The organism is Agrobacterium sp. T29 (assembly GCF_006970545.1).
Lineage (GTDB): Bacteria > Pseudomonadota > Alphaproteobacteria > Rhizobiales > Rhizobiaceae > Agrobacterium > Agrobacterium leguminum.
On sequence record NZ_CP040640.1, the window covers coordinates 2,305,157 to 2,330,343 of the forward strand.

The following is a 25,187-nucleotide window of genomic DNA, read 5'->3' on the forward strand; positions in this document are numbered from 1 at the left end:
CAGTCCAATTGATAGTATTTTACTCCGATATCGATAATTTTGATATCGCCATGCTCGACCTTACGCTGCTGAAGAACTTTATCATTGTCGCTCGCGCCGGCTCCATCAGCGTCGCCGCCGCGCAGATCGGGCGCACCCAATCCGCGCTCAGCACCCAGATGCAGCGGCTGGAAGAGCTGGTCGGCCATACTCTGCTGCAGCGAACGGGTTCGGGAGTGCGTATGACCGCGGCGGGCGAGAGACTGCTTGCCCATGCCAGCGCCCTGCTTGCCCGGCATGATGAAATCCTTGCCGATATGGGCGAGGCAACGCTGCAGGGAACCGTGAGCCTTGGCTGCCCTGAAGATTATTCCATCGCCTTCCTGCCGGAACTGCTGAGAGGCTTCTTCGGCACTTACCCGAAAGTCGATCTACGCATGGTCTGTGCGCCCACGACGGAATTGCGTCCGCTGCTGCAGCGCCGCCAGATCGACATGGCGCTGGTTTCGCAATCCGATCCGGATCACCGCGACGTGCTCCGCAGGGAAAGCTTCGTCTGGGTGGCGGACAGGCCGGAGCCGGATCTCATCACCAAGGATGTGCTGCCGCTGGCGCTCTCCGCACCCGTGACGCTGGATCACCGCGCGGCATGCGACGCCATGGAAGCCGCCAATCGCCGCTACCGCGTCGCCTTCGCCAGCAACAGCCTTTCCGGCCTCATCGCAATCGCGCGCTCCGGCCACGCCATCAGCGTGCTGACAAGGACAGCCGTTCCAGCCGACCTTCATATCGTCAAAAGCGGGCTACCACCCCTGCCGACGATCGGCATTGCCATCGAGTTTGCCGATACGCAGACATCTTCGGCAGCAAAGGCGCTGGGCAATCACATCCGCACCGTTCTTCCAGGTCTCAGCCTCTAGCCTTAGGTTAATCCGGGCTTCGGAATCCTCTGGAACTTCGCCAGACTATCAAGCGGCTTCACCTATCCTTGTACAACGATCCGGGCACCGGGCTTTACCCGGTTGTAGAGGTCGATGACATCCTGATTCAAAAGGCGAATGCAGCCGGCCGATACAGCCTTGCCGATTGAGCCTGGATCATTCGTGCCGTGAACGCGATAATATGTGTCCCTGCCATCCTTATGCATATACAGCGCTCGAGCACCCATCGGGTTCGACGGGCCGCCATCGACTCCATCCTTGTTCGGGTCGTAATGCGCAGGGTTCCTTGCGACCATCTCAGGTGTTGGGATCCACCGAGGCCAGGCAGCTTTTCTCGCAATAATCGCGTCGCCACCATCGAAGGCGCGCGCAACAGGGCCGACACCAACGGCATATCGGATCGCCTTATTGCCGGGTTGAATCAGATAAAGGAAACGCGCTCGTTGATCGACGATGATCGTACCGGGCTTTTCGTCCGTGGCATAACTTACGACCTGTCGCACGAATTCAGGATTCATTTTTCCGGTATTAATGCCGGCAATATGAAAACCGGCATCCGTCTTTTCGCCATACATAAGCATCGGGTCGGTTCCGATTGGGGCTGCCTCCCGATCTTCGACACGCTCATTGGAAGGGCGCGGCGCAGCGCCGGGAATACGGTCGGCATTGCTTGCGCAAGCGGTGAGGAAGATTGTCAACGCGACGGCCATCGGCCTGCGAGGAGAAACAATTGGACGAATCATGGGAGCCTACTGGAATTGGTTGGAGCCTATAAAACGTGGCTGAAGCTCCAACCTTAAGGCTGCCTTAAATCGTAGTCCGGTCACTCCTGCGGCAGAATGAGCGCCACGACGAAACCGGAATCAACCTGACGAAAATCAAGCTCCCCGCCGAGCTTTCGCATCGCCATGTCGACAATCGCCAGGCCAAGGCCGCTGCCCTCGCCATGGGCCGAATGTCCTCGCTTGAACCGCTCCCTGACAGTCGCCTGATCTTCCGGATTTATGCCCTGCCCTTGATCCGTCACGTCGATTTCGACCTTGAGACCGTTCTTCAGTGCACAAATCTCAACGCTTGAGCCTTCCGGCGAATACTGAATCGCATTCTCGATCACGTTGCGCAGGGCCAGACGCAGGAGATTCACGTTTCTCAAGGTCACCATTTCATCCGGTTGCATGCGAAGCTTCACGGAGATGCCACGCCTGCTGCTCTGGGCTTCAAGATCGGAACGAATGTCCTCCATTATCCCTGCGAGCCGCACCGTCTCGATCCCGTCGCCGCGATCCGCAGAATCGACGAGCGCCAGATCGATAAGCTGGCGGACAAGACGCCCGGTCCGGTCAACGCTCGTCGAAATATGCGCCAGCGCCTTGTCTCGAACGTCATCCTCCTTACTCCGCAGCGCCACCTGAGCCTGGGTCTTCAATCCGGCAAGCGGGGTCTTCAACTCGTGGGCGGCATAGGCGATAAACGTCTTCTCACGCTCACGGGCTGCCTCCACCCGCAGGAAGAGGGAGTTCAGCGATCTGAGCAAGGGCTTGATTTCGCTGGGCGTGTCCCTGTTTTCGATGGCGTGCAGTTCATCCGCAGACCTCAACCCCAGTGACATGGCGATCCTGTTGAGCGGTCCCAGCCCCTGTCCAACACTCAGCCAGATCAGCACCGCAAGGATCGGCAAAATGGCAACGGCCGGAACGAGCTGCCCCTTGACCACATCGGCAACCAGCCTGTCGCGTATCTCCAGACTGTCGCCCACAAGAACACGGGCATTGAGGTTCGGATTCACAACCGCAAAGACACGCCAGCGGACACCATCGACGATGGTTTCGCTAAACCCGTCGCGATTGTCTGTGAGCGATTCACGCGGCGCGCTTTCCGACCGGCTGACGAGTTGCCCCTGAAGCGACCAGATCTGGCAGGAGAGTTGCCGTCGGTAGTCCTCCTGGAGATCGAACGGCGAGGCGGCGTCAGTGGCTTTCGTGTCGTCCACGGCGGCAGCCACATCGATATGGTGATCGGTGAGGAGCGAGCTGACCATACGGGCGGCTTCCATCAGTCGCGCGTCCAGCACCCGCTCGACCTGATGCTGCACGCTGAAATAGGTCCACATGACGGCAAGCAGCCAGAGGGCTCCCGTCGTCGCCAGCAGGATCGCAAAAAGCCGCAACCGGATCGAACGCATCAGGGCATCCCCAATCTGTAGCCAACCCCACGCACCGTTTCGATGGCGGCGCTTCCAAGTTTGGCGCGCAGCTTATGCACATGCACCTCGATCGTGTTGCTCTCCACATCCTCCTGCCAGCCGTAGAGACGCTCTTCCAGTGCCTGTTTGGAGTGAATTGCCTGGGGACTTTCCATGAGCGCATGAAGGATCGAGAACTCGCGGCGCGACAGGATTACGGTCGACCCATCCCGAAGAACCTGCATCGAAGCGGGATCCAGCGTCAGCCCTCGCAGGCTGATCTGCGCACTCGCCCGCCCGGCGGCGCGGCGCATGATCGCCCGCAGACGGGCGGCAACCTCATCCAGATCGAAAGGTTTGCCAAGATAATCGTCGGCGCCCGCATCCAAACCATCGATGCGGTCTCCAACCTCATCCTTGGCCGTCAGGAGCAGGACGGGGATCCGGTTTCCACTGCGACGCAAGCCGTTCAGAACATCCAGCCCGGAACCGTCCGGCAGCATTCGATCAAGAACGACCGCATCGAAATTATCCGTCGCCAGCGCCTCCGACGCATCGGCGGCCGTTGTCACGCCGTCCGCGACAAAGCCGCTCAGCTTCAAACCTTCCCGTAACCCGTCGAGCAGGATCGGATCATCTTCGACAATGAGAATTCGCAATCATGCCTCCGCAAGCGGTCCATCCAATTTTGCCATGCGCGCCCCAGCTTAAGCCTGCCTTAAGCTCCCGGCGAGATCAGTCCCGGCACTGAAGAATACATGAAAGGATATGCCGGATGCGCATATTGGCGTTCACATTTGTGATCCTGGCGCTTTTCAGGGTCGTCTCCCCGGCGGCCGCGCTGGAAACACCACTTGCCATGGACCAGGCGTTCAAGGCAACGGTCGAGCGAGGAAATGACGGCCGCGCCATCATTCGCTGGGCGATCAATGACGGCTATTATCTCTACCGTGACTATCTCAGCGCAGAAGGCGAGGACGGACGCAAACTGGAAATCCAGTCCCTCCCCGGCGAGATGAAAGAGGACCCCAGTTTCGGCTTTACCGAGATTTACTACAAGACCGCAACGGCATCGATCACCGAAGCGCCGGCAAAATTCCGCCTTACCTATCAGGGTTGCCAGGACAAGGGGCTCTGCTATCCGCCGACCACCAAAACGGTCGACATGGCAAGCCTGACCGTGGGCGCTGAAGGTGTGTTTTCCCAAAACAGCTTCGCTAAAGCCGCACAGGCTTCGGCCGGCGTCTCCATGGACGCCACACAGGAAGAATTTTCACTGGCGGAGGATAGCGCACAAACGGCGGTCGATCTGCTGCTGGCGGATGGTGGATTGATCCTGCTTCTTGCCGGATTTCTCGGCTTCGGATTGCTGCTCGCCTTCACGCCATGCGTTTTCCCGATGTATCCGATCGTTGCGGCCATGCTCGCCCGGGAAGGCGAAAAACTGACCGCGCGGCGCGGCTTCCTGTTGTCCGTGTCTTATGCGCTTGCGCTTGCATCCGCCTTCGGGCTGATGGGAATGGCCGCCGCATGGTCAGGGCAAAACCTCCAGATCGCCCTGCAATCGACCTATGCCGTAGCCGCGATATCCATCCTGTTCGCCGTCCTCGCACTCGCAAATTTCGGCCTTTTCCACATTCAGCTTCCAGCCGTGATCTCTGCCCGGTTTGCGAAATCGCCGCAGGGCGCGAGCACGATTCCCGGCGCGATGCTGCTCGGCTTCTCTTCGGCATTGCTCATCGGACCTTGCGTCACGGCTCCCCTGGCGGGTGCGCTTCTCTACATTGCCCGCACCGGCGATGTCGTCATCGGTGCCGCCGCACTATTTGCCCTTGGACTGGGCAAGGGAATTCCCCTCGTCATCATGGCGACCGCAAGCGGCAAGGCGCTGCCGAAAGCAGGGCTGTGGATGGAAAAAGTGCGCCAGATTTTCGGCTTCATGTTTCTGGCCACCGCGCTTTGGCTGGCAATGCCGCTCATGCCCGAACGGCTGACATTGCTCGGATGGGCAATACTTGCCCTTTCCTTCGGCGTTTTTGCTTTCGGTGCAGGGGCCGGCGATCCGAAGTCCGGTGTGAGCGTGCTTTCCCGCACGACGGGTCTCGCATCCATCATCTGGGCAATCTTGATCTTCGTCGGTCTCGGCATCGGTGCAACGGACCCGCTCTCTCCCCTGAAGCCGCTGAATTCCTCCAGCGGCTCCGGATCGCTCGCATCGATAAAGAAAAGCGATTTCCAGAAGATTTCCTCCATCGCAAGCCTGGAAGCCCGGCTCGACAGCTCGCCGCCACAGGAACCGACACTCCTCTATGTGACAGCGGACTGGTGCGTGACCTGCCGCACGATCGAGCGCTCACTTCTGACCGCACCCGATGTGGTTGAAGCGTTGAAGGGAGTGAACCTCGTCAGCCTGGACCTGACAAAACTGGACGCGAATAAACAGGCGTTGCTTTCGACATTGAAGGTGGTCGGTCCGCCCACGATGGTTTTTCTCGACAGCAACCGAAAGGAGCCGGAAGCAACACGGCTGATCGGCGAATTCTCGGCCGCAGATCTGGCAGCATCGGCTCGCAGGGCGCAGGGATCGGCTCCGTGAACGACGTCGCGATCAATCCTGCCGCATTGCCGGCATCCAATAATCCAACAAGGAGAATTCTGGTGTTTTCACGACGCGATTTCATGGCCGGCGGAATGGCGGCTTTTAGCGGGGCGCTGTTGTCTGCAGGAGACGGCTTCGCGCAGCAGGTCAGCACGGACGAGGTGTTCTTCGACAGGGACGCACCCGTGCTTGGAAATCCCAAAGGCAAGGTCACGATTGTCGAATATTTCGATTATCAATGCCCCTACTGCAAGACCTCGCATGCCATGGTGAAAAAGGTTGTCGCAAATGACGGCGACATCAGGCTTGTTTTGAAGGACTGGCCGATCTTCGGCGGCGCATCTGTCTTCGCGGCACAGGCGGTGCTGGGGGCCGCCCAGATCGGTCAATATGAAATCGCCATGGAAGCGCTGATGAAAACAAAAGCGCGTATTTCCGAAAACGATGTCGAAAAGGCCCTGACCGGCGCCGGGCTGGCGATGAAAGACATCGCCGCAGCGGTGAACAGCAACAACAGGAAAATCTCCGCACTGCTCGATCGAAACTATCGCCAGGCGCTCGCCTTCAACTTTGTCGGCACGCCATCTTTCGTCATCGGCAAGACGATCTATCCCGGTGTTCTGGATGAGAAAGGCCTCAGGGCCGCCATCAAACAGGCCCGGTCATAGTTCGCAAATCTCCCCGGAACGACGCCCCTCCCTTTCATCTCGACTGTCAGGAAGTTGACAGTCGAAATCGTCCTAAGGAACCCCTCGATGCCCCATCATTATCCTACACGAAATTTCCCGATCGCTGCCTTTCTGTCGAGCCTGCTGCTTGCCTCCCCTTCCCCGGCGCAGGATACGGCTAAGAGTGGATCGAACGACGGACTTCCGGAAATTCTTCGTTCTATCGAGCTTCAGGGCATTAATATCCTCGGAGAAATGGATGTTCCGGGAGGGCCGAGAGGATTTGCCGCAAAAGCCGGAGCACAACCGATCGCGATCTATTTGACCCCTGACAATAAACACGTTGTCGTCGGCACCCTGGTCGACGCCACGGGCCAGGACATGGCTGCGTCGCAAATGAAGAAAATGGTCGAGAAGCCGATCCTGGAAGATGGCTGGAACCAGCTTTCCCAGTCAACCTGGGTTCAGGATGGAAAGGCCGATGCACCCCGGATCGTCTACACTTTCACCGATCCCAATTGCCCCTATTGCAACAAATTCTGGCAGGCGGCGCGTCCATGGATCAACAGCGGCAAGGTTCAGTTGCGACACATCATGGTCGGCGTCATCAGACAGGATTCACCTGCAAAGGCCGCCGCCATACTCGAAGCGAGGTCTCCTTCGGAGGCATTGAAGGAAAACGAACTGAAGCACAAGGATGGCGGCATCGCCCCCCTGCAGTCCATGAAGGAACAGACCACGGCCAGCCTCGACCGCAACGCCAATCTCATGACCGAACTTGGTTTCGGAGGCACGCCCGCAATCATCTTCAAAAAAGCCGATGGCGCCATCGGAACCGTTGCGGGCATTCCGCAAGATTCAGCGCTCGAAATGATTCTGGGTCCGAGATGATTGAGAATTCGAGAAAGAGACGCTCCGGGGAACCGCAAATCAAACGCATCGAATAAGTAAAGTTCAGGGATGACTATTATATAAGCAGCCCCGCCATGTTGCGTGTGGCCGTCATCAATCTTGCCCGCTTGGTGACAACAAAAAACTCCCGTAGCGTTTGCTGCGGAAGTTTTGGATGTTTGGTTGCGGGGGCCTGAATCCACGGAGACTTTTCAGATCGGGGCGGATGGTAGATACACCCCTTCGGCTTCAGCTTTGAGACAATTTATCGATGCGCTATTCGGCAGCATCGAGTGGCAACAGCGCCTTCTTTCGTTCTGCAATCACCGTTGGATCGCTCATGATGTCCTTCCGCCGGCCCGGCCTACGGGCATGCTTGACGTAGCCATTCTTGTCGCTGTTACTCTTTATCGTCGGCTTGGCCTGCTGGTCCTGACGCTCCTTAATATCGGCCAGCATATCGCCATAGGCTTCGCGTCGCAGCCGCGGCTGACGAAACGTCCGGCGCTGCTTGCGCGACAACCACAGTCCAGCATTAGACATCCAACCGCGCACCGTCTCACGCACCCATGGTTTGGAGCAGGAAAAGTTCTCCGGTAGGGTCGTGACAACTTCCATCTTGAGCGCCATGGCACGCGTCGCGGCGGCGTTTGACACGACCAGGTCGGCGTCCGAATAATAGTAGCTTTCCGGGAAGGAACCGAATGGAAAGAAACTGCACCACGAAACGCTCCCTAGCAGACACGACAAGAAGAGCCCCATGCTCCTGAATGGCGTCGGGGATATGGATGGGCTAGGCGCCGCAACTATCCAGTTTCGGCGTAACTGAACTCATGACTTTCTCCAGCCGCTCTCTCTGCAAGAACGTTTGACATGCTCAAAAGATGCGGCCAGCCTATTCATTATTGCGGGGATGTAAACGTTCGTTTTGGCAAACGTTTCGAGCGCGGTTTTTAGAACGTGCCGACGCCGATTGTGTGGCGCCAACACTAAACCCTCTTAAAAAAGTAGTGCCCCACACCCCAAACGTCACCGCCCTCATGCCCGAAAAGCCCCGCGGTCGCCAGGAAGAACAATCGCCATCGCCTTTCCCACAGCCGGGCGTCGGCACCATAGGTTTGCTGCAGAATGGGCCGGATACGGTCAATTTTATCGTCGAAATTTTCGAGCCAATCGAGCGCTGTCCGACGATAGTGCAACCCTGACCAGCGCCACTCCCGCTCAACGCTGAAAAGCTGACTGAAGCGATGTGGAAGGTCGAAGGCCGGCATGATGCCGCCGGTGAAGAAGTGCCGGGCGATCCAGTCGGCAGGATTGTTGTGGTCGAAACGATAGGATCGGTCGCGGTGGTTAAACACATGCATGAAAAACCTGCCTTCCGGCGTCAGCCACGAGTGAACACGCTCGAACAACACGCGCCAATTCGACATATGCTCGAACATTTCCACGGATACGACACGGTCGAAACGATCGCCCGTCGTGAAATCATTCATATCGGCCGTCACTACAGAAAGGTTTGAAAAACCCCGTTCTCGGGCACGACCGATTATATATTCGCGCTGCGACACGGAGTTCGAGACTGACGTGATGCGCGCATTTGGGAAACGGCCGGCCATATAGAGGGATAACGAACCCCATCCGCAGCCGAGTTCCAGGATATCCATGCCGTCCTCAAGGCCGGCATGGGCCGAGGTCTTGGCCAAAGCAATATTTTCAGCTTCATCCAGCGTCGTCGTGGCATCGTCATAATAACAGCAGGAGTATTTGCGCTGCTCTCCCAGAACGAGCGCAAAAAATGCCGCGGGCACTTCATAATGCTGTTTGTTTGCATCGTCGGTATGGCTGGCGACGGGAAACTTCACCATATCCGCCGCGAAAGCCTCTTCCGCATCCGCTGTAATGGCGGCAAGCCGCCGCTTCGTCCGTGCGCAGAGCATATCTATTCCGGCGAGCGTCACGCTGTCGCTGAGCGGCGCGCGCTCGGCGGCGTTGATGGCGAGTGCGAGCATGTTCATGGCCTGTCCTCGTTCTTGCGCGGCCCCGGAAAAAAGGCGTTGACGCGTTGTTGAAGGGCGCGGAATTTTTCCCCGCGCGATTGGAGCATATGGTCTTCAAGCGGCGGAATCCCGGAGACGTGGACAAGCAGCCAGTACATCATCGCCGGCGCGGCGAGCGATACCCATGACAAGGCCGCCCCCTGAATGGCCAACAGCGGAAAACTGCACCAGAAAAGCCATTCGAAAAAATAGTTGGGATGGCGGGAATAACGCCACAGCCCGGTTTCGCAGACACTGTTTTTTGCCGCTGCGGTCTTTCTGAATTTCCAGAGCTGGGCGTCGGAGAGCGCTTCGCCTGCCAGCGCGCCAAGGGCAACCACCATGGCGATAACGTCAACCATACGCGGAAACACATGGGTGTTGCTTGCCGCAAGATAGACCGCAAGAACGAGCACGAAAGCGGCGATTGCCTGTATCTGCAGGAAGATGAATAGCCGCAGGGCAGCGCTCCCCCATTGTTCCATAAGCTTTGCGTAGCGGGGATCCTCCCCGCCTCCTCGCGTGCGCATGCCGATATGGCCGCCAAGCCGCAGGGACCAGACAACGACCAGGAGAAGTGTAGCACCGCGCCGCCAGCCATCTCCGCCGGCGAAAACAACAGCGAAAATTCCGCCAAGCCCGACACTCGCAGCCCAGACCGCGTCGATCCAGCCGCTTGAACCGGTTGCTCTCTGCAACGCCCAAGCGCCCGCCATCAGAAGCGACATGAGAATGGCAAGCGTCACGACTACAGAAAACATCACTAATTCGCTCGCCATTTTGAATGGTTTGAGGTCGGGTTTCGTGATGGCAAATACGAGCGGACCCGCAAAATAGTTTCAGGCACCGGACAAAATTTCAAAAAATCGATGCGCCGGTGAAACTGATCGGGCGGCCTCCTCGTACATGTCGCAGTCCCCAAGACTGGATTGGCAGTGCTATAGCGAGGAAAAATGGTCGACACCGAAGCGAAAAAAGAACAAAGCCGCCGCATCGCCGTCGTCGGAACGGGAATTTCAGGTTTGTCAGCGGCCTGGCTTTTGTCGCAACGACACGATGTAACTGTTTTCGAAGCGGCTGACCGCATCGGAGGCCATACCAATACGGTGACGTTCAGCACGGACCATGGACAAGTCCATGTCGATACCGGATTCATTGTCTATAACGAGCAGACCTATCCCAATCTCACTGCGCTTTTCCAGCAACTGGGCGTGGCGACTGCAGCTTCGAACATGTCTTTCGCCGTTTCTCTGAATGATGGCGGCTTCGAATATTCCGGCGGAACGGGCCCTGGCCTGCTGGCCCAGAAGTCCAACATCCTGAGGCCACGTTTCTGGGCGATGCTTGCGGACCTTTTGCGCTTTTACCGCAATGCCCCACGCGATCTGCATTTGATGGGCGATCTGTCTCTCGACGAATATCTCTCCCGCAACCGGTATGGTTCAGCGTTTCGCGACGATCATCTTTACCCCATGGCTGCGGCCATCTGGTCCACGCCGGCCATGGAGGTCGGCCGTTATCCGGCGGCGCATTTCATCAAATTCTGCCGCAATCACGGCCTGCTGTTGCTGCGCAATCGGCCGGTCTGGCGCACAGTCGTCGGCGGCTCGCGCGAATATGTGAAACGCATCACGGCGCCGTTTGCGGATCGAATTCTCCTCTCGACGCCGGTTAAGCGCATCCACCGCCTGCCGGACGGCGTCGAAATCACCACTGCGGACGGCAAAGCCATGCGCTTCGATGACGTGGTAATAGCAACCCATGCGGATCAGGCGCTCGACATGCTCGCGGACGCAACACGCGCCGAACGGCGCATTCTTGGCGCGTTTGCCTACACCCAAAACCGCGCCGTGCTTCACACCGACAGCCGTTTCATGCCGCGCCGCCGCGCTGCCTGGTCAAGCTGGAACTATGTGGCCGACACGCGCATTAAAACGAGCCTGCCGAGCATTACCTACTGGATGAACAGGCTTCAGCCGCTGGGCGAAATCCCGGACATTTTCGTAACGCTGAACCCGGCGCGGGAACCGGATCAAGGAAAAATCATCGCCGAGGAAACCTATCACCATCCGGTTTTTGACGCTGGCACCGAACAGATGCGTCAGGAGCTATGGGCCTTGCAGGGTCTGCGAAACACCTGGTTCTGCGGCGCTTATTTCGGATCCGGTTTTCATGAAGATGGTCTTCAGGCCGGCCTTGCCGTCGCCGAAGATCTTGGCGGCGTATCCCGTCCATGGAAGGTTGCTGACGACAACAACCGGATCATCCGTCTGGATTTGGCGACGATTGCGACAGACACGGAAATCATGGAGGCGATGGCATGACGCCTCCCCTCACCTCGGCGCTTTTTCCCGGCCATGTAACGCATGCGCGTTTCAAGCCGAAAACCCATAAGCTCGCCTACCGGATTTATTCGCTGCTCCTCGACCTCGATGAGTTGAACATGCTCGACCGGAAATTGCGATTTTTCTCCGTAGACCGGTTCAACCTGTTCTCGTTTCACAGCAGGGACCGCGGCAACCGCAGCGCCATCGGGCTGCGCCAGCAGATCGAGGCAGCCATGGCGGCGGCAGGCATGGCAGTGGACGGAGGCCCGATACGTCTGCTCACCATGCCGCGCGTACTCGGCTGGGCCTTCAACCCACTCAGTGTCTTCTTCTGCTACGGGCGCGACTTGTCGCTCAAAGCTATCCTCTGGGAGGTGGACAACACGTTTGGCGGGAGACACTCATACCTGATCCCGGTGGAAGCCGGCAAATCGACCGAGATCGTCCAGCGATGCGACAAGGCTTTTTATGTCTCTCCATTCATGGACATGGATCTCCACTATGTTTTCCGCGTCGCCCCGCCCGGCGACAGGCTGAAAATCGTCATCGATACTTTCGACAATGACGGCCTGGTCCTGACGGCGCGGCATTTGGCCCGGCGTGTCGAATTGACGGACGGTGCGCTTCTGAAAGCTTTCTTCGCCATTCCCCTCCTGACGCTCAAGGTCATTCTGGGCATTCATTGGGAGGCCCTGAAAATTTGGCTGAAAGGCGTGCAGTTCAGAAAACGGCCGCTGCCGCCTGCCGGTCCAGTCTCCTTCCATCATCCTTCATCGTCGCAAATCGAGGCCAAAATTCATGACCCCGTTTGACAATCTCACGGAATTATCGGCGAAGAATACGCGCCTGAACGACCGCATCAGCCCAGGCATGTGGCTCATCAACCGGCTGTTGAGCAATATCGACAGGGGAAGATTAAATGTCATTCTTCCCGGCGGCCGCATCATTGAAAAATCCGGCGCAACGAATGGCAGCGAGGCGATCCTTGTCCTGCATAGCTGGCGCGCGATCCGGCGAATGCTGCTGAACGGCGACATCGGCTTTGCCGAGGGTTTCATCGAAGGCGATTGGACCACACCAGATCTGACGGCGCTAATCCGCTTTGCGGCCCAAAATCGCGAGGCGTTCGCAAGGTCAATGCGCGGCAGCCTGCCGATGCGCCTTCTCAACCGCACTGCGCACGGGTTGAATGCCAATACCAGACGCGGCAGCCGCCGCAATATCGAAGCGCATTATGATCTCGGCAACGAGTTTTACCGGCAGTGGCTTGATCCCTCCATGCTGTATTCTTCGGCGATTTTCGATGACACGGCGTCTACGCTCGAAGCCGCACAACTTAAAAAACTGGAACGTATCGTCGATAAACTGCAATTGAGCGGCGGCGAGAACATATTGGAGATCGGCTGCGGCTGGGGCGCACTCGCCATTCACCTTGCCACGCAGGCCAAAGCCAACGTCACCGGCATCACACTCTCCCCCTCCCAGCTAAAATGGGCAAAAAATGCGGCGGAAAAAGCCGGCAGCACAGACCGCATCGATCTGAGGCTGCAGGATTACCGCGACCTGAACGGCCAATTCGACAGGATTGTCTCCGTCGAGATGTTCGAAGCAGTCGGCGAGGCCTATTGGCCGAGCTATTTCGAAACGCTGAAAAGATGCCTGAAACCGGGCGGCAGTGCGGTGCTGCAAATCATTTCGATTGAAGAAAGCCGCTTCGATACATATCGGCGTAAGGCGGATTTCATCCAGAAATACGTCTTTCCCGGCGGCTTTCTGCCCTCAAATGCCGCGCTCGAAAAGGCGGTCGGCAAAACCGGCCTGAAGCTCACCGATAGGGAACTTTTCGGCCAGTCCTACGCGCTCACGCTCGCCGAGTGGCGCCAGCGTTTTCATGCGCGGTGGCAGACGATTTCCCTGCTCGGCTTCGATGACCGCTTTCGACGGCTTTGGGATTATTACCTTTGCTATTGCGAGGCAGGCTTTGCCGAGGGGAGCATAAACGTCGGCTTCTATACGATCGAACACAGATAAGGCGGGACCAAACTGCGGAGAGAGACAATGATGATCAACGGATTGACGGTTGCTTCCGTCCTATGGCCACTGCTGGTCGCGTCCAACGCGACGGCGGCCGATATCGACGGCAACTGGGCGCGCGGAGACGGCAAGGCGAAAGTACTGATCGCGCCCTGCGGTGAAAATATCTGTGCCACAAACACCTGGATCAAGCCGGGCACTCCGAAGGAAAAGGCCGGGGACCGGCTGATTATGGACATAAAGCAGACAGAGGCAGGCAGCTATTCCGGCACCGCTTTCGACCCCCAGCGGGATAAATCCTACAGGATAACAGTGACAATAAACGGCACCGGCATGACCACGAAAGGCTGTATCGTCGCCGGTCTGCTGTGCAAGGGCATAAATTGGACAAGGATCGACTAGCCACATCTCCACGTTGCTTCGACCCATATCGTCGCTTCCTTCCCTGTAAAGGAAACCACCAATGAAAACCTATTTCGCAGCCTACCTTTTTACCCTCGTCGCCTTTCTGGTGATTGATTTCATCTGGTTGAGCACGATGGCGTCGCGCCTGTACCGACCGGCCATCGGCGATCTTCTGGCAGAAAACTTTCGGCTTGCTCCGGCGGTCGTCTTTTACCTCATCTATGCCGCCGGCCTGACCTTTCTTGCGGTTCGTCCGGCCTTTCAGACAGGGGAATGGACGACCGCGCTGCTTTATGGCGCAGTGGTCGGCTTCATGGCCTATGCCACTTACGACCTGACCAATCAGGCGACGCTCAAAAGCTGGTCCACGACCCTGACCGTCGCCGATCTTCTATGGGGAACCTTCGTCTCCGCGGCAGCGGCTACAATCGGCTATCTCATCACGGTGCGGCTGATCGGCCCGCTGGAAAATCCGGCGGGCCTATGATGACGACATCCCCTCTTACCGGCCGCTTAAGTCCGATAACCCTGCGGCCCAGTCGTTGCCAGGTTCGCAGCATGAGCATGCATCTCTTGTCTTCCTGCGAAAGACGACCCTATAAAGGAGGCGCAGCAAGGAAGGTTCGAATGCAGGGCACAGAGATCGCAGGCCTTATCAACCGCGTCGGCATGGGTGATCGTTCAGCATTCGTCTCGCTTTATCAGGCAACCAGTCCGAAGCTTTTCGCGATCTGCCTGAAAATCCTGCGTGACAGAACGGAAGCCGAGGAGGCGCTGCAGGAAGTCTATATCAAGGTCTGGCAGCGGGCCCGAACATTTGCCGCCAGCGCCGGCAAACCCGCCACATGGCTTGCCGCCATTGCCCGAAACCATGCAATAGACACGATCCGCGCCCGCAAGCCCATTACCGACGACATTGAGGAAGCCTACGATCTTGCCGACGAGAGCGTCCGCGATCCTGAGCAGCAGATCGTTCTCGCCGATGAAGGCCGCAGGATCGAAGACTGCATGCGCGAGCTTGAGACCGTACACGCACAGGCGGTGCGCCGGGCCTATGTCGAGGGCTTGAGCTATCTCGAACTCGCCGAAGAATTGCGCGTGCCGCTCAACACGGTCAGAACCTGGCTGCGACGCAGTCTTCTCAAACTCAGAGAGTGCATGCAGCGATGACGACGGGCGAACAGAGCGGCGGCAAGCATTCGCGCGACGACATCCTCGCCGGTGAATATGTCCTGGGCGTGCTGCCGCTCGAAAAGCGCCGTGAACTGGAACGACGCATGCAGGACGACGCGGCCTTCGCACAGCTGGTGCAGCGTTGGGAGGCGGAATTTTCCGACTTCAATGCCGATTACCAGGAGCAGGCACCGAGCGCCACTGTTCTTGCGCGTATCGAAGAACGCCTGTTCGGCGGCAGGACCGTCAATACCAATGGCAGCCTCTGGAATTCCGCGTCCTTCTGGCGCTGGATCTCGGTTGCCACCAGCGCAACCGCCGTGGCCGCCATCGTTTACGCCGCCTTCCCCGAAAAATGGCAGGGCGCCACCCCGCTGGTGGCCGAACTTGCAACGACCGACAGCCAGGTTAATCTCCTCGCCTCCTACGATGCGGAATCCGGGCGGATGCGCATTGTGCCTGTTGCAACCGGCAAGACCGATGAAAAATCGCTGGAACTGTGGCTGGTGATGGAGGGCGGCAAGACCCGCTCGCTCGGCGTCTTCCAGCCCGGCACGAATGGCGATCTTATAATCCCCCCAGACATGCGCAACAGCATCACCGAAGGCACCACCTTCGCGATCAGCGTCGAACCTTTCGGCGGCTCGCCGACTGGTCAGGCAACCGGCCCTGTTATCGCCGTCGGCACGGCGCGATGGGGATGAAGGTCTAACGCTTCCCGATTTCGAGGCGAGTCCCGATGAACGCGTCACGATACGAGATGGGTCGTAACGGTCAGTCTCCGAAGCCGACGATGCCCTTGATTTCGGTGAACTCGTGCAGACCGAACTTGCCATATTCCCGACCGTTGCCCGACTGCTTGTAGCCGCCGAAGGGCGCGGCCCCATCCCAGGCGGAGCTGTTGAGGCGCACTATGCCGGTTCTGAGCCGTCGTGCGAAGGCACGCGCCTCCTCGGGTGCGCCCTGAATATAGGATGCCAGCCCATAGGGCGTGTCGTTGGCGATATCCGCCGCCTCGTCCTCGCTGCCATAACCGAGAATGGCAAGCACAGGCCCGAAAATCTCTTCACGCGCGATCGTCATGTCGTTCGTAACGCGCGCAAAGACTGTCGGCCGTATATAATAGCCGCTGTTCAGATGCGCTGGCCGGTCGAGCCCGCCGGCAACGAGCTCCGCCCCTTCCTCCATTCCCTTGCGGATGAGGCTCTGGATCTTGTCGAATTGCGTTTTGCTGGCAACCGGCCCGATATCCGTTTCGGCATCGCCGGGTGCACCGACACGGACCGATTCCGCCGCCGCACGGGCGATGCCAATCACCCGGTCCATTTGCTCCGCAGGGACGAGAAGACGGGTCGGCGCATTGCAGGACTGGCCGGAATTGGCAAAGCACCTGCTCACGCCGGCGCGCACGGCAGCGTCGAGGTCAGCGCTTCGGAGCACTATATTGGGCGATTTGCCGCCCAGTTCCTGATGCACGCGCTTCACCGTCGGGGCCGCCGCCTGCGCGACCGAAATGCCGGCGCGTGTCGAGCCGGTGAAGGAAACCATGTCGATATCGGGATGGCTCGCCAGCACCGTGCCCACGGTTGGGCCGTCGCCGTTGACGAGGTTGAACACGCCGTTGGGAACACCGGCCTCGTGCAGGATTTCGGCGAAAAGTATGGCGTTGAGGGGCGCGATTTCCGAGGGTTTCAGCACCATGGTGCAGCCGGTGGCGAGCGCCGGGGCCACCTTGCAGGCGATCTGGTTGATCGGCCAGTTCCACGGCGTGATCATGCCGACGACACCGATCGGCTCATGGACGATGCGGGTCGTGCCCTGCATGTATTCGAACGGAAAATCACGCATGGCGCGGATCGTCTGCTCGAAATGCGCCACGCCGATACCCGCCTGCTCATCCCGCGACATTTTTCGGGGAGCGCCCATCTCATGAGAGATCACGTCGCCGATCTCGTTCTGCCGACGTTTCAATATCTCAAGAATGCGCTCGAGCAGGCCGAGGCGCTCTTCCCGCGTCGTCTGCGAAAAGGCAGCAAAGGCGCGGCGCGCGGCGGCGATGGCGCGCTCGGCATCCGCCGCCGATCCCATGGCTATCTCCGCGAAAGGCTCTTCGGTGGCGGGGTCGACGACGGATAGACGCTGGCCGCCGAGAGGATCGACCCAGGCGCCGTCGATGTAGAATTTGAGATAGTTGTCCATATCCGTCTCCAATGATCTCAGCGGCCGGCCAGGATAAAGTCGGCGATCCGCTCCGCGATCATGATTGTGGGAATGTTGGTATTGGCGCAAGGGATCGACGGCATCAGCGATGCGTCGCAGACCCTCAATCCTTCCACGCCGTGCACGCGGCCCGTGGACGACGTCACCGCCATGGGATCGTCAGCCGATCCCATGCGGCACGTTCCCGAAGGATGCCACGTGCCGCCCACATGGCGGCGGACGAATTCCGTCAGCGCCGCGTCGTCTTCAAGCAGCCCCCGCATGGTCGTGCCGAGTGTTATCGCCGAATGCACCAATGCGGGGCGCAGCGGACCCGCCACATCCAGAAGACCCGAGAAAAGACCCCGTTGCAACGCGTTCCATGTCCCCGGTGCAGCGACCTTCGCCACACGGGGCGAATAGCTCGATGGAAAAACAGTGCCGCCATGCCCCGCCATGAAAGGATCGGACAGAGCCTCCGCCCCCAGCCGCAGCGCAAGCTTGAGCCGCCTCAGATCACGCTCGTCGCTCAGCATCCTGAAATCGACCTCCGGCTCCACATGGGGGTCAAGCGAAACAACCTTCACGAAGCCGCGCGAATAGGACTTGTTGACCCAGAAGAACAGGCTGCCCAACCGCAAACCGATGGAATGCCAGCCGGATCGCGACAGAATGGCGGCATGCATGTCACCCTGCGGCGCGCCGTCGAGACCGGACGAGAAACGCCAGATCGCCTGTTCGTGGTGTTCTCCCCTGTCACGCACCCGCATCTGCGGCGGCAGATAGGCAGCGACGGCGATCGAAGGATGCTCCATCAGATTGCGCCCGACGCCGCTGCGGCCGGCCACGACATTGCCCCCCACGGCGGCGATGTCACCGACGGGGCCGATACCGGAGCGCATCAGCAATGCGGGCGTGTGAATGGCGCCGGCCGAGACGATCACTTCCGCCGCATGGATCGTCTCCGCTGTCGCACCCGCCAATCTCGCACCCGTGGCCAGACGACCATCGAACAGGATGCGGTCCGCGACGCTTTCGGTGATGATCCTGAGATTAGAACGTTTGCGCACGTCCGGCGTCAGATAGGCAAGCGAAGTCGGCAAGCGCTCCCCGCTATCGCTGACGGCGATGGCGCCGCGAAAGACGCCGTCTTCCCAAGGCCCGTTCTGATCCGGCCTTATCGGATGGCCGCGGCGGTCGAGCGTTTTCATGACTCGGTCGACGAAGGGTGAAATCCTGTCGTCGGATATGCGCCGGATCGTCAGCGGCCCGGTCGTGCCGTGAAGCGGGCCGAAGAAATCCCTGTCGGCTTCGATCTTCAGAAAATAGGGCAGGCAATCGTCCCAGCCCCAGCCGTCCGCCCCAAGCGCCTGCCACTCGGCATAGTCGGCCGGCGCACCCCGATTGGCCATCAGCGCATTGATTGCCGAACCTCCGCCCAGAAGCCGCGCCTGCTCGTAGCGACGCGGTGGACGGGACGCCGCGTTGGAACGGGCATGGCCCATCAACGCCGTGAGCTGCGACCAGATATTGCGCGTATCGAGATAGGCACGGCCGGGATAACGGCTGCGCACCTCATCCGGGATATCGTCCGCCGAAATATTGCGCCCGGCCTCGACCAGAACGACCGTCCGCAGCGGATCTGCGGAAAGGCGTGCGGCCAGCACGCAGCCCGCCGATCCGCCGCCGAGGATCAGGTGATCGACGATCATGTCGCCCGTCCTTGCGAATATTCGGTGTTGCGGGCGTTGATCGCCGCCAGCATCAGCAGGATGAACGAGATCGCCGTCAGCAAGGAGCTGATCGAGGCGATGGTTGGATCGATCTCGTCGCGCAGCGCTGTGAACATGCGCTTGGTGAGCGTCTGATATTCGCCGCCGGAAATGAAAAGCGAAACCACTGTCTCATCGATGGCGGAGATGAAGGCGAAGAGGAGACCGGAAATGACGCTCGGGCGGATTTGCGGAAGGGTGACGATGAAGAAGGTCCGCCAGCGGTTCATGCCGAGGCTTCTCGACACCATCTCCTGCGTGTGGTCGAACTTGCGCAGCCCGACGAGGACGGAGGTGACGACATAGGGCAGGCCCAGCATGACATTGGCGAGGATCAGCCCGGTCAGCGAGGCAAGAAGCCCGATCTGTGCGTAAACCAGAAAGACGCCGACGGCGGTGATGACGATCGGCACGATCAGCGGCAGAAGCAGCAGCGCCTGCAGGCTGCGCACCAGCCGCGATTGCGTGAGGTTGAGCGCATAGGCCGCCGCAGTCCCGAGAATGGTGGCGATGACGGCGCTGGAGACGGCGACGATCAGGCTTACACGCGTTGCCTGCATCCAGGCGGCGCTGCCGAGATAAGCCTCATACCAGCGCAGCGACCAGGATGGCGGCGGGAAAGCAAGGAAGCGTGCGCCGGAAAAGGACATTGGCACGATGATCAGGATGGGGATCATCAGCCAGGCGAGAACGAGGGCCACAAAACCGTAGAGAAGGATTTTCGACAGGCTCATGCGTCACCTCGTTCCCATGATGCGTTCGAACGGAATGATGAGGCTCGCCAGCCGGAAAACCAGAAAAACGCAGACAAGCAGGACGACGCTGATCGACGAGGCCGCGCCCCATTCGTTATAAACCTCGATGTTGCGCGAAACGAGCATGGAGACCATGTAGGTGCGCCCGCCGCCCAGCAGTTCCGGCGTGATATAAAAACCAAGGGTGAGCACGAAGACCAGCACCATGCCGGCGATCATGCCCGGCAGCGACAGCGGCAGGAAAACCCGCCAGAATACATGCGTGGGTGAGCCGCCGAGGCTGGCGCCGGCCATGGTCAGTTCCGTGGGTATTTTCTTCATCGTCGCATAAAGCGGCAGCACCATGAAGGGCAGCAGGATGTGGATCGTCGCCATGACCGTGCCGAATTCGTTGTTGACCAGCCGGAGCGGCGCATCGATCAGGCCCGATCCCGTCAGCGCCGAATTGATGATGCCGTTGCGCTGCAGCAGGATGAGCCAGGCATAGGCGCGCACCAGAACGGATGTCCAGAAAGGCAGCAGCACCATGGCGAGAACAAGCACGCTCCAGCGCTGAGGCAGGCCCGCCGCCACATAGGCGACGGGATAGCCGAGGAGGACGGTCATAAGCGTGACAACCGCCGCAATGCGGAAGGTCTGAAGGAAGGTCATCCAGTAGACGGAATCCGTCAGGAACCGCTGATAGTGAGCGAGCGTAAAGCCGCCATCCTGCCGGATCGACTGCCAACCCAGCCACAGAAGCGGCAGGACCAGCAGAACGACGACGACCGCAAGGGCTGGCGCCAGCAGCATCAGCATGAGCCGTTGTTCACGCTGCTCATGCAGCGCCGACGGATTTCGTTTCGACTGTGCCATCAGTGACCCTCCACAGGCCGATGATTATTTCTGGATGAACAGCGCCCAGCGTTTTTGCGCCTCCTCGCCGGCCGGTGAACTCCACCACTCGTCCGACACCAGAACCTGAAGTGCGGCATTGTTCGGCGAACTCGGCATTTCGGCAGCGCGTTCCGGCGAAATCTTGCCGGTCTTGTACGCTTCAGGATTGCCTGGACCGTAATCGATATAGGCCGGGAAATTCGCCTGGATTTCAGGGGTCAGCGCCGCATTGACGAACTTGACAGCCGTTTCGAGGTTCGGCGCGCCCTTGAGAATGCAGAGTGACGTATACTGAAGGAAACCTTCATTGAACGAATAACCGATCGGCGCGCCCTCCTTCACCACCGCAGCAACGCGGCCGTTCCACGCCATTTCCATGTCGACTTCACCATCGGCCAGAAGCTGCGCCGACTGTGCGCCGGAGGTCCACCACACCGTGACATAGGGTTTGATCTCTTCGAGCTTCTTGAAAGCCCGGTCGACATCGAGCGGATAAAGTTTGTCCGCTGGCACGCCATCGGCGAGCAAAGCGGCCTCGAGTGTCGCCAGGGGATGGTTACGAAGCGCCCGCGTGCCCGGAAATTTCTTCACATCCCAGAAATCCGCCCAGCTCTTGGGCGGGTTGCCGCCGAACTTGTCCTTGTTGTAGGCAAGCACGCTCGAGTAGAATTCATAGGCGACCGAATAGGGGCTCTTGTATTCGGCCGGCATCTTTTCCGCATTGGGTATTTTGGAAAAATCGAGTTTCTCGATCATTCCCTGTTCCCCGCCGCGTATGCAATCCTTCGCCGGCGTGTCGATGACGTCCCAGACGATCTTGCCGGATGCGGACTGCGTCTTGATCACCGGCCAGGCATCCGGCGCGCTGTCCTGATTGACAGTGATGCCGAGCAGCTTGGCGACGGGATCGAGGATCGCCTTGGTCTGCGCCTCCTGATAGGCGCCGCCCTGTGAAACGAAGGTGACCTGTTCCGCCGACGCCAGGCCAGCCGAAAAGACGGCGACGGATGCGGAAAGCACGAGCATGGAAAATCTGTATTTCATTTGTCGTTCTCCTCTTTTATGGCGAGGCGCTGTCGCCCCTGTTGGCATGCGACTGTCGGGTCTTAGCGCCCGATTGCATCGAGGAACTGATACCAGCCGGCGACGAGCCGGACGGCTGGCTCCCTGATGGGATAAAAAGGCACGGGTTTGAGCGGCTCCGCGGTCAAGAGCCCGAGATCGGGGCTTTGCCCGGCAACCATGGCCGCGACGTAGCGGCCCATGTTGGAGGCCATGGCCACCCCGGTTCCATTATAGCCGACTGCATAGACGACCCGGTCGTCCAGCCGGCCCAGATGTGGAATGCTGTCCATCGTCATGGCCACGAGGCCGGACCAGCGATGGGTGACAGACACAGATGCCAGTTCCGGAAACTGCCGCACCATGGCTTTGTGGAGCGCCGCAAACGCGCTTTCGGAATCCGCCTTGCCGAAGGCGCCGCGCCCGCCATACATCACACGGTCTCCAGCCTTGCGGAACCAACGCATCATGCGCCGCGTCTCGGTATAGCTGCGTCCCTGCGACAGGAGGGAAGCACCCGGTCTGCCGGTCAGCGGCTCGGTCGCAATCATCGCGGAGCGGAAGGGAATGATGGATTTGCGGACCGCCGACGTGGCCGGCGTCAGATCGGAATAGGAATTTGTGGCGATCACCACTTGGCGGGCCGAAACGACACCGTCAGGCGTTTCAAGAACGATGCTGGCGCCATCTCGCCTGAATGCCGCCACCGGCGTCTTCTCGTGGATCGCGATGCCTGCGGCACTCAATCCGGCCGCCATGCCCAAAACGAAATTCAAGGGGTGAATGACGCCGCCATGGGTATTGAGCATGCCGCCGACGAAATCGCGTGAGCCCGTCTCCGCTCCCATTTCCTCCGGAGAGAGAATGGTGCAGGCGTGGTCGCCAAGCGATCCACGCAGCCACTCGACTTCTTTTTTCAGGCCATCGAGCGACAGTTGATTGTGGGCACAGCGCAGCGAACCGGTTGGGCGATAATCGGCAGCGGCGATTGTATAATCGTCTACCAGTTCGCCGACATGATCGATGGCCTCGATACCGAGATCATGCATGCGCCGCGCCGTCTCCAGCCCGTAGCGGGCGGCGATGTCGGAGAAGGAAAGCCGGAACTTGCCCGACACCACGCCACCATTGCGGCCGCTCGCGCCCCAGCCGATCCGGCTTGCCTCCAGCACCACCGGAGACAGGCCGTGGCGGGCCAGATAGCGCGCCGCGGAAAGGCCCGTATAGCCGCCGCCGATGATCGCGACATCGAACCGACGATCGCCCGAGAGCCGGTCGAAGGCAGGACGGCTCGAAGCCGTCTCCTGCCAGAGGGATTTGATATCGGGAAAAGGGGGACGTGCGGCCATCGGTACGGCTCTCTCGCTTTCAGGCTGCCGTTGCCGTCTTGACGCCGGCGGCAAGCTCCGCGTCCACCGCATCGGCCAGTTGCTTGAGCGAGGAGAAGTGGAAGTCGGGCCTGGTCACCACCTTCGGAGCCGGCGTGCCGCCGAACCCCTGCTGGCCCTGGCGACGCTCGATCCAGCAGGTCGTGTAGCCAAGTTCGCGGGCCACGCCGATATCGTGATGCTGGCTCTGGGCGACATGCAGGATTTCAGACTGCTTGAAACCGAAAGCCGACTGACGCCCCTTGTTGAAGGCGAAAAACTGCGGATTGGGCTTGGCACACCCGGCCTCATCGCAGGTGACGCTGTCGTGAAACGGATTGCCAAGCGTATCGGAATAGGCGGAAAATGCCGTACGGTCGGCATTCGTCATGGCGACAAGACGGAAGTTCTTGCGCAGGCGGGCGAGCGCTTCCACGGAATCTGCGAAGGCGGGCCAGCGCAGCACGGCAAGCTGGAAGGCTTCCGCCGTGGCGTCATCATTGTTGAAACCGAGTTCGTTGGCGAGAGAAAGATAGACGTCTTTCATGGCGAAGGAAGACCGTCCATAGAACTTGTCGCGGCCGCGCTTGTACGGTTCGAAAATCTCGTCGTCGGTGGCCCTCGCCGCCTTTTCACCGCCGAGCGCACGCACCGCATTGAGCACACCCGTTTCGAAATCGATCAAAGTGCCGACCACATCGAAGGTCATGACCTTGAATTGCGTAAGCTGCATCGTCTTTATCCTTGTTGACTGCATGGAATGGAATGTCTCAACCTGCTTCGGGAACGATCACCGTGTCTTCGGGGTGGAGTGAAAGCGCGATCGCCTCACCCGGTGATTTCATCAGCGCGCGGCCGGCATGGTTGCTGGGAAGCCGGAAACTCAGATCGTCGCCGCTGTCCAGCCGCACGAAAACCCGAATGCTTTCGCCCTGATAAAGCGTATCCGTGACGGTGCCTGTCAGCCTGTTGCCGCCATCGGCTTGAACGCCATCCACCACCACGAGTTTTTCCGAATGAACCACGAGATGCAGGTTTTCGCCTTCCGGCACGCGATGCGCCGTGTACAGCAGCCGGTCTCCCAGCCGCACCGCCGTTTCGCTTTCGCGCCGAACCGCAAGCAGGGTCGCCTCGCCTATGAAGCGGGCGACAAAGGCGTTGACGGGACGGTCATGCAGGCGCTCCGGCGTATCGACCTGCACCAGACGTCCCCTGTGCATGATCGCCACACGGTCGCTCATCGTCAGCGCCTCGCGCTGATCATGCGTGACATAGACGATCGTGGCGCCGAGCCGCTTATGCAGCCGTTTGAGTTCGATCTGCATGGTCTCGCGCAGCTGCTTGTCGAGCGCCGAAAGCGGCTCGTCCATGAGAATGAGGCCCGGCTCGAAGATCATGGCGCGCGCCAGCGCCACGCGCTGACGTTGGCCGCCCGACAATTCGTGGATACGCCTGTTCTCATAGCCGGTGAGTTCGACCATCTCGAGCGCGGCCTTGAGTTTCGCCGGCCAGCTCGCCTTCGGCAGCCGCCGCGCCCTTAGCGGAAAGGTGATGTTTTCGCCCACACTCATATGCGGAAACAACGCGTAGTTCTGAAAGACGATACCGATATCCCGCTTATGCGGCGGCTCAAATGTAATATCCCGATCGCCTAACCAAATTGACCCCGATGTCGGCTGGACAAAGCCGCCGAGAATTCCAAGCAACGTGGTCTTGCCTGACCCCGAAGGCCCGAGAATGGAAACGAATTCGCCAGGAGCGACATCGAGATTGACGTCGTCCAGCGCACGAAACGTTCCGTAGCACTTGACCGCCTCTTTGATGGAAACGCCTACCCGCTCTGTATTTGGCTGCTCAATCATATGATTCCACTAAAAAATCCCAGTACGTTCGGTGGTGCTCCGACGTATGGCAGCGCGTT

Annotated in this window: 25 protein-coding genes; 11 read left to right on the forward strand and 14 right to left on the reverse strand. The window is 59.5% G+C overall.

Annotated elements, in window-relative coordinates; translation table 11 throughout:
- Nucleotides 1-50: 50 nt before the first annotated feature.
- Complete coding sequence (locus FGF54_RS11670) at nt 51-899, forward strand: LysR family transcriptional regulator (RefSeq protein ID WP_168208075.1); 849 nt, start codon at nt 51-53, stop codon at nt 897-899.
- A 62-nt stretch (nt 900-961) separates the two neighbouring features.
- Here FGF54_RS11670 and FGF54_RS11675 read toward each other — a convergent pair whose 3' ends face one another.
- From FGF54_RS11675 to FGF54_RS11685, 3 genes are all read right to left on the reverse strand, one after another.
- Nucleotides 962-1,663 carry a L,D-transpeptidase gene (locus FGF54_RS11675; protein WP_246666944.1) on the reverse strand — a complete coding sequence of 234 codons (702 nt, stop codon included), beginning with the start codon at nt 1,661-1,663 and terminating at the stop codon, nt 962-964.
- 80 nt (nt 1,664-1,743) lie between these two features.
- A complete protein-coding gene (locus FGF54_RS11680; protein WP_142779740.1) occupies nt 1,744-3,102 on the reverse strand; it encodes an ATP-binding protein in 1,359 nt (452 codons plus the stop codon).
- Nucleotides 3,102-3,761, reverse strand: a complete 660-nt coding sequence (locus FGF54_RS11685) for a response regulator transcription factor (RefSeq protein WP_065656201.1) — start codon at nt 3,759-3,761, stop codon at nt 3,102-3,104. Before FGF54_RS11685 ends, FGF54_RS11680 begins: the two co-directional genes overlap by 1 nt.
- 125 nt (nt 3,762-3,886) lie before the next feature.
- On the opposite strand from FGF54_RS11685, the gene dsbD reads away from it, so the two are divergent.
- The 3 genes from dsbD (at nt 3,887) to dsbG (ending at nt 7,260) form a co-directional block, all read left to right on the forward strand.
- Nucleotides 3,887-5,698 carry a protein-disulfide reductase DsbD gene (gene dsbD / locus FGF54_RS11690; RefSeq protein ID WP_246666945.1) on the forward strand — a complete coding sequence of 604 codons (1,812 nt, stop codon included), beginning with the start codon at nt 3,887-3,889 and terminating at the stop codon, nt 5,696-5,698.
- Nucleotides 5,699-5,760: 62 nt separating this feature from the next.
- Nucleotides 5,761-6,369: a DsbA family protein gene (locus FGF54_RS11695; protein WP_371733887.1), complete on the forward strand. Its 609-nt coding sequence runs from the start codon at nt 5,761-5,763 to the stop codon at nt 6,367-6,369.
- Between the two features lie 87 nt (nt 6,370-6,456).
- Nucleotides 6,457-7,260: a thiol:disulfide interchange protein DsbG gene (gene dsbG, locus FGF54_RS11700; protein WP_142779742.1), complete on the forward strand. Its 804-nt coding sequence runs from the start codon at nt 6,457-6,459 to the stop codon at nt 7,258-7,260.
- A 276-nt stretch (nt 7,261-7,536) separates the two neighbouring features.
- On the opposite strand, the gene FGF54_RS27790 is transcribed toward dsbG, so the two are convergent.
- The 3 genes from FGF54_RS27790 to FGF54_RS11715 all read right to left on the reverse strand — a co-directional run bounded on the left by FGF54_RS27790 (nt 7,537) and on the right by FGF54_RS11715 (nt 10,057).
- Nucleotides 7,537-7,890, reverse strand: coding sequence for a hypothetical protein (locus FGF54_RS27790; RefSeq protein ID WP_168207950.1), 354 nt, complete (start codon nt 7,888-7,890; stop codon nt 7,537-7,539).
- 359 nt (nt 7,891-8,249) lie between these two features.
- Nucleotides 8,250-9,275, reverse strand: a complete 1,026-nt coding sequence (locus FGF54_RS11710) for a cyclopropane-fatty-acyl-phospholipid synthase family protein (RefSeq protein WP_142779744.1) — start codon at nt 9,273-9,275, stop codon at nt 8,250-8,252.
- Entirely contained in the window at nt 9,272-10,057 is a 786-nt protein-coding gene (locus tag FGF54_RS11715) for a DUF1295 domain-containing protein (protein WP_142779745.1), read from the reverse strand. Before FGF54_RS11715 ends, FGF54_RS11710 begins: the two co-directional genes overlap by 4 nt.
- Before the next feature lie 192 nt (nt 10,058-10,249).
- Between FGF54_RS11715 and FGF54_RS11720 the strand changes: the two genes are divergently transcribed.
- The 7 genes from FGF54_RS11720 (at nt 10,250) to FGF54_RS11750 (ending at nt 15,939) form a co-directional block, all read left to right on the forward strand.
- Entirely contained in the window at nt 10,250-11,620 is a 1,371-nt protein-coding gene (locus FGF54_RS11720) for an NAD(P)/FAD-dependent oxidoreductase (RefSeq protein ID WP_142779746.1), read from the forward strand.
- Complete coding sequence (locus FGF54_RS11725; protein ID WP_142779747.1) at nt 11,617-12,435, forward strand: DUF1365 domain-containing protein; 819 nt, start codon at nt 11,617-11,619, stop codon at nt 12,433-12,435. Before FGF54_RS11720 ends, FGF54_RS11725 begins: the two co-directional genes overlap by 4 nt.
- Nucleotides 12,422-13,654, forward strand: coding sequence for a cyclopropane-fatty-acyl-phospholipid synthase family protein (locus FGF54_RS11730; protein WP_142779748.1), 1,233 nt, complete (start codon nt 12,422-12,424; stop codon nt 13,652-13,654). Before FGF54_RS11725 ends, FGF54_RS11730 begins: the two co-directional genes overlap by 14 nt.
- A gap of 27 nt (nt 13,655-13,681) precedes the next feature.
- Nucleotides 13,682-14,059 carry a DUF2147 domain-containing protein gene (locus FGF54_RS11735; protein WP_059755206.1) on the forward strand — a complete coding sequence of 126 codons (378 nt, stop codon included), beginning with the start codon at nt 13,682-13,684 and terminating at the stop codon, nt 14,057-14,059.
- A 61-nt stretch (nt 14,060-14,120) separates the two neighbouring features.
- Nucleotides 14,121-14,549, forward strand: a complete 429-nt coding sequence (locus tag FGF54_RS11740) for a DUF2177 family protein (RefSeq protein ID WP_142779749.1) — start codon at nt 14,121-14,123, stop codon at nt 14,547-14,549.
- A gap of 140 nt (nt 14,550-14,689) precedes the next feature.
- A complete protein-coding gene (locus FGF54_RS11745) occupies nt 14,690-15,232 on the forward strand; it encodes a sigma-70 family RNA polymerase sigma factor (protein WP_142779750.1) in 543 nt (180 codons plus the stop codon).
- Nucleotides 15,229-15,939: an anti-sigma factor domain-containing protein gene (locus tag FGF54_RS11750; RefSeq protein WP_142779751.1), complete on the forward strand. Its 711-nt coding sequence runs from the start codon at nt 15,229-15,231 to the stop codon at nt 15,937-15,939. The genes FGF54_RS11745 and FGF54_RS11750 overlap by 4 nt, the downstream gene beginning before the upstream one ends.
- A gap of 70 nt (nt 15,940-16,009) precedes the next feature.
- Here FGF54_RS11750 and FGF54_RS11755 read toward each other — a convergent pair whose 3' ends face one another.
- From FGF54_RS11755 to FGF54_RS11790, 8 genes are all read right to left on the reverse strand, one after another.
- Nucleotides 16,010-17,434 carry an aldehyde dehydrogenase family protein gene (locus tag FGF54_RS11755; protein ID WP_142779752.1) on the reverse strand — a complete coding sequence of 475 codons (1,425 nt, stop codon included), beginning with the start codon at nt 17,432-17,434 and terminating at the stop codon, nt 16,010-16,012.
- Nucleotides 17,435-17,451: 17 nt separating this feature from the next.
- Nucleotides 17,452-19,146 (reverse strand): GMC family oxidoreductase, encoded by a 1,695-nt coding sequence (locus tag FGF54_RS11760; protein WP_142779753.1) that lies wholly within the window; start codon nt 19,144-19,146, stop codon nt 17,452-17,454.
- Nucleotides 19,143-19,940, reverse strand: coding sequence for an ABC transporter permease (locus FGF54_RS11765; protein ID WP_142779754.1), 798 nt, complete (start codon nt 19,938-19,940; stop codon nt 19,143-19,145). The genes FGF54_RS11760 and FGF54_RS11765 overlap by 4 nt, the downstream gene beginning before the upstream one ends.
- Nucleotides 19,941-19,943: 3 nt before the next feature.
- A complete protein-coding gene (locus FGF54_RS11770; RefSeq protein WP_142779755.1) occupies nt 19,944-20,816 on the reverse strand; it encodes an ABC transporter permease in 873 nt (290 codons plus the stop codon).
- 24 nt (nt 20,817-20,840) lie between these two features.
- A complete protein-coding gene (locus FGF54_RS11775; protein WP_142779756.1) occupies nt 20,841-21,881 on the reverse strand; it encodes an ABC transporter substrate-binding protein in 1,041 nt (346 codons plus the stop codon).
- A gap of 62 nt (nt 21,882-21,943) precedes the next feature.
- Complete coding sequence (locus FGF54_RS11780; protein WP_142779757.1) at nt 21,944-23,248, reverse strand: FAD-binding oxidoreductase; 1,305 nt, start codon at nt 23,246-23,248, stop codon at nt 21,944-21,946.
- Between the two features lie 19 nt (nt 23,249-23,267).
- On the reverse strand, nt 23,268-23,999 hold the full coding sequence (locus FGF54_RS11785) for an HAD-IA family hydrolase (protein ID WP_059755226.1): 732 nt from the start codon (nt 23,997-23,999) through the stop codon (nt 23,268-23,270).
- A gap of 37 nt (nt 24,000-24,036) precedes the next feature.
- Nucleotides 24,037-25,128 (reverse strand): ABC transporter ATP-binding protein, encoded by a 1,092-nt coding sequence (locus tag FGF54_RS11790; protein WP_142779758.1) that lies wholly within the window; start codon nt 25,126-25,128, stop codon nt 24,037-24,039.
- Nucleotides 25,129-25,187 lie beyond the last annotated feature (59 nt).

Excerpts from the sequence above, each read along its gene's own strand:
- FGF54_RS11670 (WP_168208075.1), top strand. The coding sequence starts at position 51 with ATGCTCGACCTTACGCTGCTGAAGAACTTTATCATTGTCGCTCGCGCC.
- FGF54_RS11675 (WP_246666944.1), bottom strand. The coding sequence starts at position 1,663 with ATGATTCGTCCAATTGTTTCTCCTCGCAGGCCGATGGCCGTCGCGTTG.
- FGF54_RS11680 (WP_142779740.1), bottom strand. The coding sequence starts at position 3,102 with ATGCGTTCGATCCGGTTGCGGCTTTTTGCGATCCTGCTGGCGACGACG.
- dsbG (WP_142779742.1), top strand. The coding sequence starts at position 6,457 with ATGCCCCATCATTATCCTACACGAAATTTCCCGATCGCTGCCTTTCTG.
- FGF54_RS27790 (WP_168207950.1), bottom strand. The coding sequence starts at position 7,890 with ATGGCGCTCAAGATGGAAGTTGTCACGACCCTACCGGAGAACTTTTCC.
- FGF54_RS11710 (WP_142779744.1), bottom strand. The coding sequence starts at position 9,275 with ATGAACATGCTCGCACTCGCCATCAACGCCGCCGAGCGCGCGCCGCTC.
- FGF54_RS11715 (WP_142779745.1), bottom strand. The coding sequence starts at position 10,057 with ATGTTTTCTGTAGTCGTGACGCTTGCCATTCTCATGTCGCTTCTGATG.
- FGF54_RS11720 (WP_142779746.1), top strand. The coding sequence starts at position 10,250 with ATGGTCGACACCGAAGCGAAAAAAGAACAAAGCCGCCGCATCGCCGTC.
- FGF54_RS11725 (WP_142779747.1), top strand. The coding sequence starts at position 11,617 with ATGACGCCTCCCCTCACCTCGGCGCTTTTTCCCGGCCATGTAACGCAT.
- FGF54_RS11730 (WP_142779748.1), top strand. The coding sequence starts at position 12,422 with ATGACCCCGTTTGACAATCTCACGGAATTATCGGCGAAGAATACGCGC.
- FGF54_RS11735 (WP_059755206.1), top strand. The coding sequence starts at position 13,682 with ATGATGATCAACGGATTGACGGTTGCTTCCGTCCTATGGCCACTGCTG.
- FGF54_RS11740 (WP_142779749.1), top strand. The coding sequence starts at position 14,121 with ATGAAAACCTATTTCGCAGCCTACCTTTTTACCCTCGTCGCCTTTCTG.
- FGF54_RS11745 (WP_142779750.1), top strand. The coding sequence starts at position 14,690 with ATGCAGGGCACAGAGATCGCAGGCCTTATCAACCGCGTCGGCATGGGT.
- FGF54_RS11750 (WP_142779751.1), top strand. The coding sequence starts at position 15,229 with ATGACGACGGGCGAACAGAGCGGCGGCAAGCATTCGCGCGACGACATC.
- FGF54_RS11755 (WP_142779752.1), bottom strand. The coding sequence starts at position 17,434 with ATGGACAACTATCTCAAATTCTACATCGACGGCGCCTGGGTCGATCCT.
- FGF54_RS11760 (WP_142779753.1), bottom strand. The coding sequence starts at position 19,146 with ATGATCGTCGATCACCTGATCCTCGGCGGCGGATCGGCGGGCTGCGTG.
- FGF54_RS11765 (WP_142779754.1), bottom strand. The coding sequence starts at position 19,940 with ATGAGCCTGTCGAAAATCCTTCTCTACGGTTTTGTGGCCCTCGTTCTC.
- FGF54_RS11770 (WP_142779755.1), bottom strand. The coding sequence starts at position 20,816 with ATGGCACAGTCGAAACGAAATCCGTCGGCGCTGCATGAGCAGCGTGAA.
- FGF54_RS11775 (WP_142779756.1), bottom strand. The coding sequence starts at position 21,881 with ATGAAATACAGATTTTCCATGCTCGTGCTTTCCGCATCCGTCGCCGTC.
- FGF54_RS11780 (WP_142779757.1), bottom strand. The coding sequence starts at position 23,248 with ATGGCCGCACGTCCCCCTTTTCCCGATATCAAATCCCTCTGGCAGGAG.
- FGF54_RS11785 (WP_059755226.1), bottom strand. The coding sequence starts at position 23,999 with ATGCAGCTTACGCAATTCAAGGTCATGACCTTCGATGTGGTCGGCACT.
- FGF54_RS11790 (WP_142779758.1), bottom strand. The coding sequence starts at position 25,128 with ATGATTGAGCAGCCAAATACAGAGCGGGTAGGCGTTTCCATCAAAGAG.